Source organism: Streptomyces sp. NPDC051104 (genome assembly GCF_040682835.1).
Lineage (GTDB): Bacteria > Actinomycetota > Actinomycetes > Streptomycetales > Streptomycetaceae > Streptomyces > Streptomyces cynarae.
This window is the reverse complement of the sequence record NZ_JBFBBS010000076.1, coordinates 1-14319: the sequence shown is the minus strand read 5'-3', so window position 1 is coordinate 14319 and position 14319 is coordinate 1. Positions and strand designations below refer to the sequence as shown.

The 14319-nt window shown below is 69.5% G+C and carries 9 protein-coding genes and 1 pseudogene; 3 read left to right on the top strand and 7 right to left on the bottom strand.

From position 1 onward, the window contains the following. Positions 1–155 precede the first annotated feature (155 nt). The 3 genes from AB0N14_RS38415 (at position 156) to AB0N14_RS38405 (ending at position 2843) form a co-directional block, all read left to right on the top strand. Complete coding sequence (locus tag AB0N14_RS38415) at positions 156–869, top strand: ASCH domain-containing protein (protein ID WP_366030351.1); 714 nt, start codon at positions 156–158, stop codon at positions 867–869. A 101-nt stretch (positions 870–970) separates the two neighbouring features. Then, positions 971–1216 carry a hypothetical protein gene (locus tag AB0N14_RS38410; RefSeq protein ID WP_366030350.1) on the top strand — a complete coding sequence of 82 codons (246 nt, stop codon included), beginning with the start codon at positions 971–973 and terminating at the stop codon, positions 1214–1216. 523 nt (positions 1217–1739) lie between these two features. Then, positions 1740–2843, top strand: coding sequence for an IS630 family transposase (locus AB0N14_RS38405; RefSeq protein WP_366030349.1), 1104 nt, complete (start codon positions 1740–1742; stop codon positions 2841–2843). Positions 2844–3185: 342 nt separating this feature from the next. On the opposite strand, the gene AB0N14_RS38400 is transcribed toward AB0N14_RS38405, so the two are convergent. The 7 genes and pseudogenes from AB0N14_RS38400 to AB0N14_RS38370 all read right to left on the bottom strand — a co-directional run. Continuing rightward, on the bottom strand, positions 3186–6917 hold the full coding sequence (locus tag AB0N14_RS38400) for a CHAT domain-containing protein (RefSeq protein WP_366030348.1): 3732 nt from the start codon (positions 6915–6917) through the stop codon (positions 3186–3188). Between the two features lie 12 nt (positions 6918–6929). After that, a complete protein-coding gene (locus AB0N14_RS38395; RefSeq protein ID WP_366030347.1) occupies positions 6930–7850 on the bottom strand; it encodes a hypothetical protein in 921 nt (306 codons plus the stop codon). Continuing rightward, on the bottom strand, positions 7847–8260 hold the full coding sequence (locus AB0N14_RS38390) for a hypothetical protein (RefSeq protein WP_366030346.1): 414 nt from the start codon (positions 8258–8260) through the stop codon (positions 7847–7849). Before AB0N14_RS38390 ends, AB0N14_RS38395 begins: the two co-directional genes overlap by 4 nt. Before the next feature lie 1274 nt (positions 8261–9534). Beyond that, complete coding sequence (locus AB0N14_RS38385; RefSeq protein WP_366030345.1) at positions 9535–9699, bottom strand: hypothetical protein; 165 nt, start codon at positions 9697–9699, stop codon at positions 9535–9537. A gap of 163 nt (positions 9700–9862) precedes the next feature. Further along, on the bottom strand, positions 9863–10072 hold the full coding sequence (locus AB0N14_RS38380; RefSeq protein ID WP_366030344.1) for a hypothetical protein: 210 nt from the start codon (positions 10070–10072) through the stop codon (positions 9863–9865). A 20-nt stretch (positions 10073–10092) separates the two neighbouring features. After that, complete coding sequence (locus AB0N14_RS38375) at positions 10093–10386, bottom strand: hypothetical protein (RefSeq protein ID WP_366030343.1); 294 nt, start codon at positions 10384–10386, stop codon at positions 10093–10095. An 86-nt stretch (positions 10387–10472) separates the two neighbouring features. Beyond that, positions 10473–14225: pseudogene (locus tag AB0N14_RS38370) on the bottom strand (RHS repeat-associated core domain-containing protein); the annotation flags it as partial. Positions 14226–14319: the final 94 nt, after the last annotated feature.

The following is a 14319-nucleotide window of genomic DNA, read 5'->3' as shown; positions in this document are numbered from 1 at the left end:
GGCCCCAACACACCGGCGTTTTCTTTCCCCCCCGCATCACCAAACATCGGGCCCCCCACCGGGGGGGGGGGCGGGCCCCCCCCGGGGGCCCCCCCCCCCCGCCCGGTGACGTTGTGATGTTGGGTCAGGCGTCGGTTGCTGCGGTGTAGCGGGCGGTGACGTCTTCCCACCTCCAGCCTGCCAATCCCGGCGGCTGGGGAGTCGACACCGCGCCGGACATGCGGACCGCGTCCGCGCTGATCGGCGCGTGCGCCGAGCGGTGCGCACCGTGCCAGCAGACCCTGGCGGCCAAGCTCCTCGACGAGGACCCGATCGTGCTCTCGCTTCACCCGCAGTACGCCTCGGCCATCCTCAACGGCGACAAGACAGTGGAACTGCGGCGCCAGCGCGTCGCCGTCCCCGCAGGCACGCCTGTGATCATCTACGCGACCTCGCCCGTGATGGCACTGACAGGAACCGCCCGCCTCACAGCCGTCGACAGCGCACCCCCCGCACAGCTGTGGCGCCGACACAAAGCAGCATGCGGCCTCAGCAAAGCTGAGTACACGCGTTATATGGACGGCGCCACGCAGGCCTCCGCCCTCCTACTCGACCACCCCCGCCCCCTGTCTAGCACCGTGCCTCTGGCTCACCTGCGCGCCACAAGCGCCTTCCACCCTCCGCAGAGCTACCGCTACCTCACCCAGGAAGCCCTGCGAGAACTCGTCTCCGGCCACGAAGCCGCCGGCGAACTCCTCGACCGCTTGGCCATGCCCCGCACTGCAGGCCACACTCATCGCTCTGCGTCCCCACAGCCCGCCCGGGCCTACCCCGCACGCGCGTCCGACAGCATGCGTTCCGCCGTCCTGCTCACAGCTGGCCCGTGGTAACAACCCATAAATGGTGGCCGTGTCCGCCCGAATCGACGTACGTCCTCTTCTTCCCCGCCGGTGAGTCCGACGATGAGGGGCAACCGTCGCAGCAGGACGAGATGCGTCTCGTAGTCGACCTGACTCACCAGGGTTCCCATTATCTTGCGATCGGCGCGTCCCTGGAGGGGAACACGGTGCTGTGCAGCCAACTGCACGTGTGCAACCTGGTGCCGTCCGAAGAACGCGACGACATCGTCGCCCGTGAAGCGAAGGGCTCCGCCGACGAGCTGGCGGCCTTCACCGCCGAGTGGATCGGCGAGGTCCTACGTCGACCGGCGCTCCAGTACGACGGCCGTCGAGACTAGGGTCCTTCGGGGTGTTGACTTCAGGTCCGGTGTTGTGTGTTGCCTGGTCACAGGCCGGGGGCGGCGAGGTGGAGCTGGCAGGCGCAGTCGAGTGCCTCTGCCGGGGGCCTGCGGGGTTGCCGGTGGGTAGCAGGCAGTCCTGGTAGCGGTCGCTGCTGGCCAGGTAGAGGGCGAGGCCCCATCGGCCGACGGCGCCGATGTAGCGCAGGCGCATCAGCCTGACCCGTTCGTCGTCGGCAAGTTCGGCCTCGACGTAGGCGAAGGCGCCACGGTGGCGGACGTGCAGCTTCTTCAGCTGGGGCCAGGCGGTGCGGGCGTGATCGCCAAGGCGTCCCTCGAGTGAGAGCCGGGTGTGTTCCGAGGGCGTGGGCATGGTGCCCATCGTGCCCGACGCGCCGATGCCCGGATGCGGCAGGCTACGGCCTGTCGTGATCCACTTCTCCTGATCGGCCTGCCTGCCTTGCCTGTTGCTGCCGCCTGCCCGATAGCCCTGCGCGCCGCTGAGCGCGAGCGATTGAAGAAAATGGCCTACGGTCACAAGACCGAGCACCGGCTGCGGATACGCGCGCAGGTGGTGCTGCATGCCGCACGCGGACGTTCCAACGCACGCATCGCCCGCGCCACGGGCCTGCACCTGGACACGGTCCGGTGCTGGCGCGGCCGGTTCGCCGACCGGGGCCTGGGCGGCCTGTCCGACCGCGATCGGTCGGGACGGCCCCCGTCGTACACGGCGCTGCAGGTGGCCGAGGCCAAAGCGCTGGCCTGCCGCCTGCCTGCCGAGACCGGGGTGCCGCTGGCGCGCTGGTCATGCCCGGAGCTGGCCCGCGAGCTGGCCGCCCGGGGCATCACCGGGACCATCTCCGCCTCCACCGTGCGCCGCTGGCTGGCCGAAGACGCGCTCAAACCGTGGCAGCACCGCTCCTGGTTCTTCATCACCGATCCCGATTTCCGCGCCAAGGCCCAGCGCGTGCTGGACCTGTACGTCCGCACCTGGCAGGGCAAGGTACTCGGCGCCGACGAGTACGTGATCAGCGCGGATGAAAAGACCTCCATCCAGGCGCGCTGCCGCTGCCACCCCACCCTCGCTCCCGGACAGGCCCGCGCGATGCGCGTGAACCACACCTACGGACGTGGCGGCGCGCTGGCCTACCTCGCCGCCTACGACGTCCACCAGGCCAGGGTGTTCGGCCGCACCGAGCCATGCACCGGCATCGACCCGTTCATGAGCCTGGTCACCCAGGTCATGAGCGTCGAACCCTACGCCAGCGCCAAGCGGGTGTTCTGGATCGTGGACAACGGCTCCTCCCACCGCGGCCAGAAGGCCGCCGACCGCCTGACGGCGGCGTTCCCGAACGCGGTGATGGTCCACACCCCCGTGCACGCCTCCTGGTTAAACCAGGTGGAGGTCTACTTCTCCGTCGTACAGCGCAAGGTCGTCTCGCCCAACGACTTCACCGACCTTACCCAGGTCGGGGACCGGCTCCGAGCCTTCGAAGACCGCTACAACGCCACGGCACAGCCGTTCCAGTGGAAGTTCACCACCTCCGACCTGGACGATCTGCTGGCCAGGCTCGACCAGCACACCGCCGACCGACACGAAGGATCCTCCGCCGCACCAGCGGCGTGATCAATCCCCGAAGGATTTACGAGTTCGACCACTTACTCGCCGCTGCAGTGGTTGTAGCCGTCGCCGTACCGGGGGTCGGCGAGTGGATCTTGTCGGTGATCCTCGCGGGGCTCCATCCGGACAGAGCTCAGCGCACCCGGTGATGTCACGTGGCGAGTGGGAGTTCACTGCACGTACAGCGGGCGATCGCGCGTGTTGGTGGCAGACGCGGAGAGGCAGCCCTTCCGCGTCGTGTCGCACGGTTCGCGACGCCGCCAGGAGTGAGGCACAGGTCCCTTCGAGCAGGGCTGAACGCGGTTCCAGCCACCGGTGATCGGCAGATCGAGGTCCGGACCCCCCGCTTCAGGCACCCGTGTGCATGTAGGCGGCCCACAGGGACGGAGCGGCCCGGTAGGCGTCGCGGGCGGCGCGGAGCGACCGGTGCAGCGCGAGCGCCGCGTGGGAGGGATACGCCGCACCGTGGGCCGCCGGTTCGGCCGAGCCGTAGAAGCCGGCCGCGAGGTGGGCCGCGAAGGCGTCGTTGACCGGCCACAGGGTACCGATCACCTCCGGGAAGCCGGCCAGCTGGAAGGCGCTCGTGATGTGGATCGCCTCGTCGGCCAGCCGTACGGCGTTCCGCGCGGTGTCGCACGCCGACAGGAAAGCCAGACGGGAACCGCTCAGGTCCATCCGGGAGATGTCCTGAACGGTCAGCGGGTTGTCGGCGTGGTCGTGGAGCAGCAGCCTGCTGAGCGACGGGTCGGCCGCTTCGCTGACGGCGTGGCAGGCGAAGTGCACACTGCGGTGCCGGGCCATCGCCGCACGCACGGCCGCCGAGGTCGCCGCCGCTCCGCTGAGCACGGTCGGCCGCTGGGCGCTCAGGCACTCGACTTCGCGATGCGCACCCGGCAGTGGGCGCGCTCCGGGCGTACGGGGCATGGCGACGACAAGAAGTCCGTCCTCGGCAGGCGGGGCCGCGGTCCGGCCGCGGGCATGGACCAGCGCACGGATGGTGGGCGTGTAGGAGGACGCCACCCGGTCGAGGACGGTACGGGGACGGGCGCCGTCCTCGCCGGCGCCGTCGTGGTGCCCGGCAGCGTGCAGCGGGAGGAATGTGAGCTGTCCGGTGGGCGACCACCAGATCCTGGGCGGCGCGCCGCCGTCCCGGTCGTCCGTTCCCGTGCTGAGGAGCCCGAGGTTTTCGAGCCGGTCCAGCACCGGTTCGGTGACGGTGTCCCAGAGCCAGCCGAGGACGTCGTGGACGGTCCGCTGGGCGGCTCGCTCGTCCGCTCCCGGGGCGGTCCCGTCGGCGACTGCCTGATCGAGCCGTTTCACCTGCTCGTCGACCGCCTGCGGGGTGAGGCGGGGCAGGGGGAGCGCATCGACGCCGTTCGGGGTGACGAGCAGGGCGTCGGAGCGGTACGCGCTGACGTTGACGACCACGATCGGTCCCTCGACGGCGGCCTGGAGCAGCGCCCCGGCGTCCGGTGAGCCGAGGAAGTTCCCGAAGCCGGGCAGCGTACGGATGCGGCCGAGCAGGTCGTCCCAGGCGCCCGTCACCTCCCGGGACCCCCGGGCGGCTGCGGTCGCTCCGGTCGGACCCGCGGCGGTGTCCTCGTAGGCGTGGCTGTCCCGCAGCTCCGCGGTCAGCCGGGCGAACTCCGCGGCGAGGTCCGGGTACTGCTCGCGCAGTGCCGCCAGATCGCCGCTGCCATCGATCGTCTGGGCGAACAGCACCCCGCGTCCCTGTTCGAGGATGCGCAGCGCGCCCAGCGGATCCCCCATCGTCAGAGCGCACGCCGCCGCGTCGGCGGCCAGGCCCATGTTCCGGGACAGCCCGTACTCCTGGTCCTGCCGGGCCAGGGAACGCGGGGCGACCATCGGAAGCAGACCCACGGCGAACGCGAAGGCGTTGTGGGCCTCGGCCCACAGGCCGTCGGCGGCCAGCAGCGCCCCAAAGTGCCGGGCGTCCTCCACACGGTCAAGGGGTGGCGAGGCAGCGGTCAGAGCGGCCTCCCGGTACGCCTCCCGCGCTTCCGCCCGAGCCGCGTCGTCTCCGTGGACATCGGCCTTTCTGCGCAGCGCGAACGCCAGGTTGCTCAGCCGTGAGGCCCGCGCCCGCCGGCCTTCCGGTACGGCGGCCGCCGCCTGCCGCAGCAGGGCCACCGCCTCGTCGAAGTCCGCCGGGTCGCCGGTCCGTTCGGAGCGCAGCCTCAGGGCCACGGCCAGGTTGTTGCGGTAGCTGCCCAGGTAGGCGTCCTGGGTGTGACCGGTGTCCCGGACCAGGGCGACGGCCTGCCGGTACAGGCCGATCGACTCGTCGAGTGCGGCGGCGTCGCCCGTGCGCTGGAAGAGCATCCGCAGCGCGCCCGCCAGGCTCTCGAGTGTGCTGGCCCGTTCCGCGTGCCGTTCCGGGGTGAGTTCGGCGGCCTGGCGGTACAGGCCGACCGCCTCAACGAGTGGTTCCGCCGTGTCGGCGCGCTGGGCGATGTCCGCGAGGATCCCGGCGAGCGTCGCCATGCGGTGAGCCCGGTCGGCGTGGCCGGGCGGGGTGAGGCCCAGTGCCTCGCGGGTGACGTTCATGGCCTCGATCAGTGCCCCCGAGTCGCCCGTGCTCTCGTAGCGGGCCGTGAGAGCGTAGCCGAACTGCATCAACGCGCTGGTGCGTCTGGGGCTGTCCGGGGAGAGCGCGGCAAGGACCTCCCGGTGCAGCGCCAGTGACTCCTCCAGGACTTCCGGCCGGGGGGTGTAGCGGAACCAGGCGCGCAGGATGTGCGCGAGGGCGCCCTGGGCGGCCAGCCATGGCGGGGATCCCCGCTCCAGGAGACCGGCGGCCTCACGGGCCAGGCCGACGGCTTCCTCCACCAGTTCCGGTGCGGGACCCCGGTAGTGGTCCTGGGCCAGCAGATCGACGGCGAGATTGGTCCGGACGGTTGCGTAGAGCTCCTGACCGGGCGGCGCGCTCGCGACTGCCTGCCGGCGCAGGGTGATCGCCTCCTCCAAGGCCGCGGGGTCGGCGCGGCGCTCGAAGTCGGTCATGAGCGCTGCCGCGAGGTTGGTGAGCAGGCCGATCCGCTCGGCGGAGTTCCCGGGCGCCTCGCGCAGCGCCCGGCGCAGCACCATGACGGCCTCGTCCAGGTCCGCCTGGCAGCCGGTGTGCTCGGCGAGGCGGAGAAGGGCCAGGCTCAGCGTGCCGAGTGCGGCGCTGCGGCGCGAGCCGTCGTCGGGTGCGGCCTCTACGGCGGCGCGCCCGGCCTCGACCGCCCACTGCAGGGCCGCAGCCTGTCCACTGATCTCGTAGCGCAGATGGCAGGCCTTGCTCAGACCCGTCAGCGCGGCCCAGCGGTTGGAGTCCGAGGCGGAGACGGTGGCGACAGCCTCGTCGAAGAGCTCGACGGCCTCGTCGAGGACGGCGAGGTCATGCGTCCGTTCAGCGGTGTCCGTCAGCGCGTCGGCCGTGATGGCCAGTACGGTGCCGCGCCGCGGTTCGTCCCGGGGGGTCAGAGCCACCGCCTTGCGGCCCGTCACGACCAGCAGGCGCAGGTCTTCCGGACCGGGCGAGAGCCGGTAACGGGTGTGGAGAGCCATCAGCAGGTTGCGCCGGTACTCTCCCTCGTCCGGCATCCCGCTCCGCTCGACGGCCGTGAAGAACAGGTTGTCGATGGCGCAGTCCAGGTAGACGGGATCGCCGGTCCCGAAGTACTGCTCCAGCAGTCCGACGGCGAAGTCGTTCCAATCGGCCGCGCTCGCGCCGACTTGTTCGACGTGTTCGCGTACGACATCGGGCACGGCACCCGGGTGAGTCACCGTGAGCGGCAGCAGTTGCAGGGCGGCGATGCGCATCTCCCGCATGGCGTCGACGCCGAACGGCAGGTGGGCGAAACGCCAGAAGCTCAGCATGCCCATCCAGTACGCGGCCTCCGGATCCTGACGCCCGCGCAGGAGCCAGACCAGGCGGTCGACTTCCTCGGATGCCTCCGGATCCAGGACCGCAGCCGGGTCACGGTCGGCCTGGCACCGCCGCACCCGCTCACTGACCTGGGCCACGAGGCGATTGCGCCGCTCGGTCCAGTCGGTCTGGTCATCGTCCGTCATGGTTGCTACCCATCAGGTGTCCTTCCGCAGCGACTTCATGACCTGTTCGCCCACCGCGCGGGTCAGCCGCTGCGGGCACTCCAAGCCCAGGGCCCGCGCCAGTTCGGCTCCGTGGACGTCCACCACGGACTCGACCAGAAGGGCGAGCACCTCCGCGGCCGCCCTGCCGCGCCACCATCCCGCCACGCCGACCGCGCATCCGATCACCGCAGCGGGCCACCACCACACGGCCAGTACGGCGTAACCAGCGGCCCACGCGATCAGCTGGGCCGCAGCGGAGAAGGCGGCCCGCGCCTGGTGGAGGTCCAAGCGGACACCGTCCGGCAGGATCAGCCACAGGCGGGGCCAGGCCGACACGAGATCGAGGTCGTACGTCTCATGAACGCGGGCTTCGGTGGCAGCCAGCCGGTCGCCGATCCAGGTCGGATGACATGGCTCGCGCAGAGAGACCCGGTTGCGCACGGCATAGGCACGTTCCGCCTGGCGGATCAGCGCCTGCCGCCCGTCCGTACCCGAACGTGCGGCTCGCGCCGCCGCCAGATGTGCGCTGTCGGCCGCCCGCGCCGCCGATCGGTACTTCGCCCGCCGGCGTCGGGTGAGCCACGCCACCGGCCCGGTCGCATCGGGGTCGCCCTCCATCAGCCACAGGCGTTCCACCAGGCCCCCGAGCCCGCGCGCCGTGACCGCGGCGCCCGCCGCGCAGGCCAGCACCATGAAGACCGTCAGCACAACGGCTGCGGGGCCGTGTCCGCCGGTGTCGGCCGCCATCGCCGCGAGCCGTCGGCGTGCCTCCGCGACGGGGTACCAGGGGCGCTGTCCCAGCGCGGAGGCGAGCACGGCGACCGCCACGTACAGCAGACCCGGCAGCGCCAGTGTCGCGGCCCAGCGCTCGGCGAGTTTCCCACCGAGCGAGCCGAGCACGCCGGTGATCACGCGATCCGGTCGCGTCGCAGGGCCCGCCCCCACACCGCGCACACGGTAGGGTCCTCCCGGGCGCCGCGGGGCAGTTCCACGCGCGGGCACCTGTCGGCGGGGCACACCAGGGCCTCCAGCACCGGATGCCCGCCCGCAGAGGCTCCCGGCAGCACGGAGAACACCGGGCCACCATCGGTGCGGTAGGCTCCCAGCCCGCCGACGTAACCGGCGCGCAGGAGCAGATCGTCCAGAAGGTCCAGCTCAGCCGCCGCGTCCTGGCCGGAACGCACCGCGTCGAGCACTCGCTCGGACACCGCGGCGAGCTGCGGATCGGTGGCCAGTGGCCCCGCGCGATCCGCCAGCCGCGCACACAACTGCGCCAGACGCGCGTCGGACCCCTCGTCCCCGGACCGACCGTCACCGGTCACCGGCATACCCCCTGTCAGCCGCACCGGCGGACGCCGGACGCGACCGCCAACACACGCCAATCTATCGCGCTGCCGCAAGAGTGAGCCGTTGGCGGCGGACCAGGCGGCACCACCGCCCGGCCCCCATGCCGTACTCATGTCCTGCCGGTTGTTCTGTCAGTTTCGTCCGGCACTGTCCGCAGGCGATGGACCAGCACCGGGATCAGAACACCGGCGCCAACGGCATAGGGCTGCAACCCGGCGATGTTCCCGAGGGGCGAGGCAGCCGCGGTCTGTGCGCTGCATGCGGGCAGTCCACCGCAGCGGCATTCCCTGCCGGCACAGGCCCGGGACTGAACGAGTTCCACCTGCGGCACGGCACCAAGCCTGGCGACCGCGCCTCTTTCGCCTCGGCGCACGGCGGGCGTCGGTGACGTACCGTACCGAGGGGCGCGCGCGCTCTTCCGGTCGGTCGCGGAGGTGAGCGGCAGGCCCGCCGTGGTCAGGAGCCGGGCCGGAGCGAGGCGGATCGCCAGGCTCGGAAGCCCGTCGAGTCAGCCTGGGCGTGTTGGGGTGCGGCCCAGCTTGTGCGCGATCATCCGGATCGCCTGCTCGGCATCCATGGGCCGCACGGCACGTTGCACGGTGCCGACGATCGCCAACTCCCCGGCTGCAGGGGAAGTTCCTCGTTTTGAGCGCCGGAGACGTGAGGATCAAACGCCGGGAAGACACGCTCCGCGGCCGGTTTGCGGCCCAAGCGCAGCCGCATCGTGGCCAGTCGGCCCAACTCCTCGGCGAGGGTCTCCTCCGAGCGTGAGCCCGTCCCCACGAGCCCGGTCGCCAGAACGGTCAGCAAGCCGCCGTCCTGGATGTTGCGAGCCGCGCTGAACAGCGATGTGACCGCGTGCAAGGCAACGGGGTCGAGTCCGCCAGGCAGAAGGCGGCCCGAGGCGGGCGCTGTCAGGTTGTAGGCGCCGGGGATCCAACAAGATCAGCGCCTCGTGGCAGAGTTCCACCAGGCGCTTGGCGCACTCGAAAGCCAACTCGGTGACCATCATGTGATCCTCCGCCGACCGGTCGGCGGTCGAGGAGATGACCTCCCCCTGCACCGAGCGCTGCTTGTCGGTTACGGCTTCGGGGCGCTCGTCAACCAGGACGATCATCAGGTGGCACTCGGGGTTGCCCGGCATCCCTCCGACACCGCCGAAGAGCGCGTGGAGAGCAAACCCAGCGAGAGCCACCCCGATGGGCCGTCGGTGGTGGGGGCGAGGCTCGGGACGGCGCGGGCGGATGGGCTATTGCGCGTCGTGCGGGCGTTCTTCGCCGGGCTCGGCGGCACCGGCTTCCCGATCGCCCTCGGCGGCGATGCGGTCCAGCCAGTCACCGAGCAGGGTGCGCTCCCCGGAGGTCAAGGACCGCACTCCGTCGCCCATCAGGGACTTGAGGGCAACGGCGTGCACGGCGGCGTGGTGGGCCCCGGAACCAGACCGGGCGGGGACGTGCGGCGCTGCGGCGCGAGCCCGCCGTCTCGCTCGTCCTCGGCGACAAGTGGCGCGGCCGAGTCTCCGAAACCACCGCCGAGCGGATCCGCGAGGCCGCCCGCGGCTTCGGAACGTAGTCCTCCTACTGGGTGACGTACGCGTCGCTGCCGCAGACACCCTGCTCGGCACAGGTCCTGTGGCAGTCGTACTCGACCCGGCTGGTCGGGTTGCCCCCGGGGCCCGCCGCCCCGGCCAGAAGGCCGGACGGGCGGGCCAGGACACGCGGGGTGATCGCGAGGGCCGGAACGACCGACACGACCACCGTCACGTCCACGAGTATGCGCACGTCCATCACGTGTCCAGAGGGATCAGTCAGAACGGGGTCGGCACCTGAGTCCAGACGATCACCATGAGGATCAGGTGGAGCAGGCACAGGGCGCGGGCCGTCTTCCACCTGAAGGAGACCGCCGCAGTGGCGGCGAGGAACAACGCGGACAGGACCAGGCAGAAGAAGGCCCCCGCCGCCGTGTCGGGGTCACTCGTCGGCGTCGTCTCGACGCCCACCGCCGGAAGGCTCAACGCCAGCATGGCGGCCGCAACGATGTACAGACCGGCCGCGAGGATTCCCCGCGCCCACAGGCCCGCCTTCTGGTTTGTGACTATCACTCTCACTCCGTTCTGGATGAACTGCCCGGTGCGGGTCTGCCAGGCACCGGAACCGGCGCCCGGCAGACCCCCGATGCAGCCGGGACCTATCCGAGCAGGCCCGACAACATGGACTGGTTGGTCACGATCCTCCCCCCGTATGCCTGGGAGTCGGGGTCAGTGGCCCAGTAGCCGGAACCGCCCTTGTACCAGGCACCGACATTCCTGAGGTCATCCGTCGTGAAGGCCGCGGCGCCCTTCCCGGGTGCGATGGCGTCTCTGCCCTTCGACAGATAGCGAGCGCTCAGGAAGACGTTCTGCACGTTGTCCCCCAGCGAGCCCTTGATCTCGCTGCGCTGGTAACCGCTGAGATTGCTGGGATCGTAACCGAGCAACTCCGCGGCGAGGCTGATCTGCATGCTGACATTGCCGTAGGACGCCTTGTCGCCGCTCTTGACCTCACCCAGGTTGTCGAAGATCGGCGGATCTCCGGAGACCTCGTTGTGGGCCACGCCGGCCAGCAAGGTAGCCGGGATATCGTACTTGGCCGCGGCTGCCTTGATGGTGTCCGCATACGCGGCGACGAAGTCATCCTTGTACTGGGCCCGGTCCTCCTCGACACCGCCGAAGATCCAGTTCCAGCTCTGCGCCAGCGCGTCCCAGTTGCTCCACACGTCGAGGTCCTTCTGCGACCCGTAGTGGTCGGAAAGCCCCATCAGCTGCAGGTGCTCCATGGTGAGCTCCTTGGTGGGAGTCATGCAGGCCGGCGGACAACCGGCGCCGATGGTCACCAGGGTCGAGTCGGGAGCAGGGGTCGACGGCGTATCGCTCTGTTCCTGCTGGCCGTAGTACTTGTCGAGGAAGGCCTCGCTTCCGCACACGCCCTGCTCTGCGCAGATCATGTGCCCGTCGTACTCGATGAAGGTGGTCGGGTTGCCTCCGGTGAACGCATACCGGTTGCCGGTGTACGGGTCGACCCCCAGGCCCATGTCGGCCAGCGCGCCGTTGTACATGTCCCGGCTCGTGAAGCGGTTCAGACCCGGGTTGTAGTCACGGAAGCCCATGTCGTACGTTCCGGACTGGGCGTCCCAGCGCTTGGCGTTGAAGCGGTAGGGGTTGTAGGCCTCCTTGGTCGGGTCGGCGGTGGCGGGCTTGTCGATGCCGGTGAACTCCGAGTCGTCGTCCTTGCCGTAGGCGGTGTAGCTGTACGTCGCCTTGGTGTCGCCGTTGCTGTCCGTCAGCGTCTCGACGTCGGTGTGGCTGTTGTAGCCGTAGTAGCCGTCCTCCGTCGTGCCGTCGGTGTTGTGCTTGACCTGCGACAAACGCTCGCCCCACGGGCTGTACTGGTACGACTTGGTGAGCGTGCCGGCGACCTTCTCGTCCAGAACCTCGGTGGACAGACCGAGGTAGGAGAAGTCGGTCGTCTTGCCGTCCGCCGACTTGGACGCGGTGCGGTCCAGCGGGTCGAACGTGTACGTCGTCGCCTTCAGCGCGCCGGTATCGTCCATCTTCTCGGACTTCACGACGTGGTCGAAGCCGTCGTACGTGCTGCGTTCGATGATCTGGCCACCCGCCGTCACCGACTCCTGTCGGCCGAACGGGTCGTAGTTGTAGCTCGCCGTGGAGGAGCCGGTAGTGGCCCTCTGCAGGCGGTTGCGGTCGTACTCGAACTGCGTGGTCTCGTTCTTGACCGTCTGGCTGATGACGTTGGCGTTGTCGTCGTGGACGTACGTCTCCGTCCCCGCGCCGTTACCGGTCTTGACCGACTCCTTGAGACGGTCGGCCGGGTCGTAGGTGTAGTTGGTGGTGGAGTCCAGGTAGGCGGTCGTGTTGTCGGCGTTCATCTTCTTCGCCACGTCCTGTGCCTTGTTCCCGTTGGGGTCGTAGGCGTAGGTGTGCGAGGAGACGAGGGTGCCGTTGGCCTTCTTCTCGGTCGACGACTTGAGCGCCGCGTTGAGGTAGTAGGTGTAGTCGATGGTGTTGCCGTTGCCCTTGGTCTCCTTCAGCTTCTGGCCGCGGTCGGTGTAGGCGTACGACGTCACCTTCGGGTCGGTGTCCGTCGCGCTCTTGCCGACGGAGACCGTCTTGACCAACTCGCGCAGGTCGTAGGTGTACTTGGAGAACTGGTCTGGATGGGTGACCGTCTCCGGCTGGCCGTTGGCGTCGTAGGTGAACGACGTGGCCTTCTTCACCGTCCCGGACAGCGACTCGGTGACCTTCTGGACCTGGTTGAGGCCGGTGTAGGCGACCGTGTAGGAGTCGATCTTCGCGGTCGACGAGGTGTCGTCGATGTTGGTCAGGTTGCCGTTGAGGTCGTAGGAGTAGGCGAAATTGCTCTTCTCCGTGTCGGCCGGGTCACCGGTGGTGTCCCGGACCAGCTTCACCCCGTCCGCGACGACCGTGCCGCCGCTGTTCTGGAACAGCTGCAGCTTGGCCGCGTTGCCCTGCTTGAAGGAGTAGGAGCCCAGGGAGACCCAAGTCCCCTGGTTCGCGGTGGCGTTCTGGTCGATCGTCTTGTCGGTCGTACCGGTGGAGTGCGTCACGGTGTACTTCGCCGTGGTCGCCGCTCCGGTGACCTTCGGGAGCTTCACGTACGCGGTGTACGTGCCGTCCTTGGGGATGTTCAGCGTCCAGGTGAACGCGTCCGTGCCGGTGCCCGCCGCGTGGATGCGGTGGTCGTAGCCGAGCTGGCCGGTGATGTTCCCGGTCGTCCAGGTACCCGTGGAGGACGTGTTCTGGGTGTCGGAGTTGTCGACCAGGACCACCGACTGACCCACCGGGACGCCATCGTCGGAACGCCCCTTGACGGAGCCGTCCGCGTAGTACGACCACGTCATCGTGCGGTTCGAGGAACCGCCGGCCGAGGTCAGGGTCCGCTTGGTCTGCTGGCCCAGCTCGTTGTAGTCGTAGGTGGTGGCGATGTCCCACGGGTCGGTGGACGACTCCACCCAGCCGTTGTCGAAATAGGTGTAGTTGGTGTCGTTACGGACCGTCTCACCCTCCGACGGCGGCAGCGACGTCTTCGCCACCCGGCCCAGCTCGTCGTACACGGTCTCCGTGTAGACGTTCGGGTCGTTGTAGCGGGAGTCCGCCGGGTCGTACGGCTGGTACTTCTTGACCGGCCGGTTGAGCGCGTCGTACTCGGTACGGGCGGTGAACGCCGTGGTGGTACCGGCTGCGACGGCGCGCGGGGTGATCACCTTGGTGACGTTGCCCATCTGGTCGTACTCGTACTTCGTCGACCGGGTCGTGGTGCCCTCGTAGGGAACCTTGACCTCGGTCTGCTTGCCGCGCTCGTCGTAGGTGATGGTGGTGGTGTTGTTCTCCGCGTCCGTCGTCGAGACGACCAGCGAGTCCTTGTCGTACGTTTGCCTGGTGGACTTCCCGGCCGCGTCCGTGACGGTGGTGGCCCGGTGGTCCAGGTCGTAGGCCGTCTTGGTGGTGTAGTCGGTGGTGTCCACCGTCGCGTTCTTCTTCGGGTCGATGACCGTGACGACGTTGCCGACGCTGTCGTACTCGTAGGAGACCTTGTCACCGGCCGCGTTGACCACGGAGGTGACTTGGTAGATCTGGTTGTAGTTGTTGGTGGTGACGTAGTCGGTGGCGTCCGTCGTCGTCGCCGTGCCCTTGGGCTCGGTCGTCGTCTTCAGGTTGCCGACCCTGTCGTAGGTGTAGGTCGAGGTACGCGGGGCGGTCAGGTTGTTCGCCGGCCCGGTCGCCGAGATGATCTGGTCCGCGTTGTCGTACACCGCCGTGGACACCGCACCATTGGGCGCCGTCGACTTGGTGACGTTGTCGTTGGCGTCGTACTCGGGAGCCGGAGTGGTGATCAGGACGCCGGTGTCCTGCTTCTTCGGCACTTCTTCTTGTCCACCCGCAGCAGCCCGCTCGGGGTGGTGCGCAAGAACCGTTTCAGGCCGGGCTTGGTGGACAACACCCCAGCCAGCTTGTCGC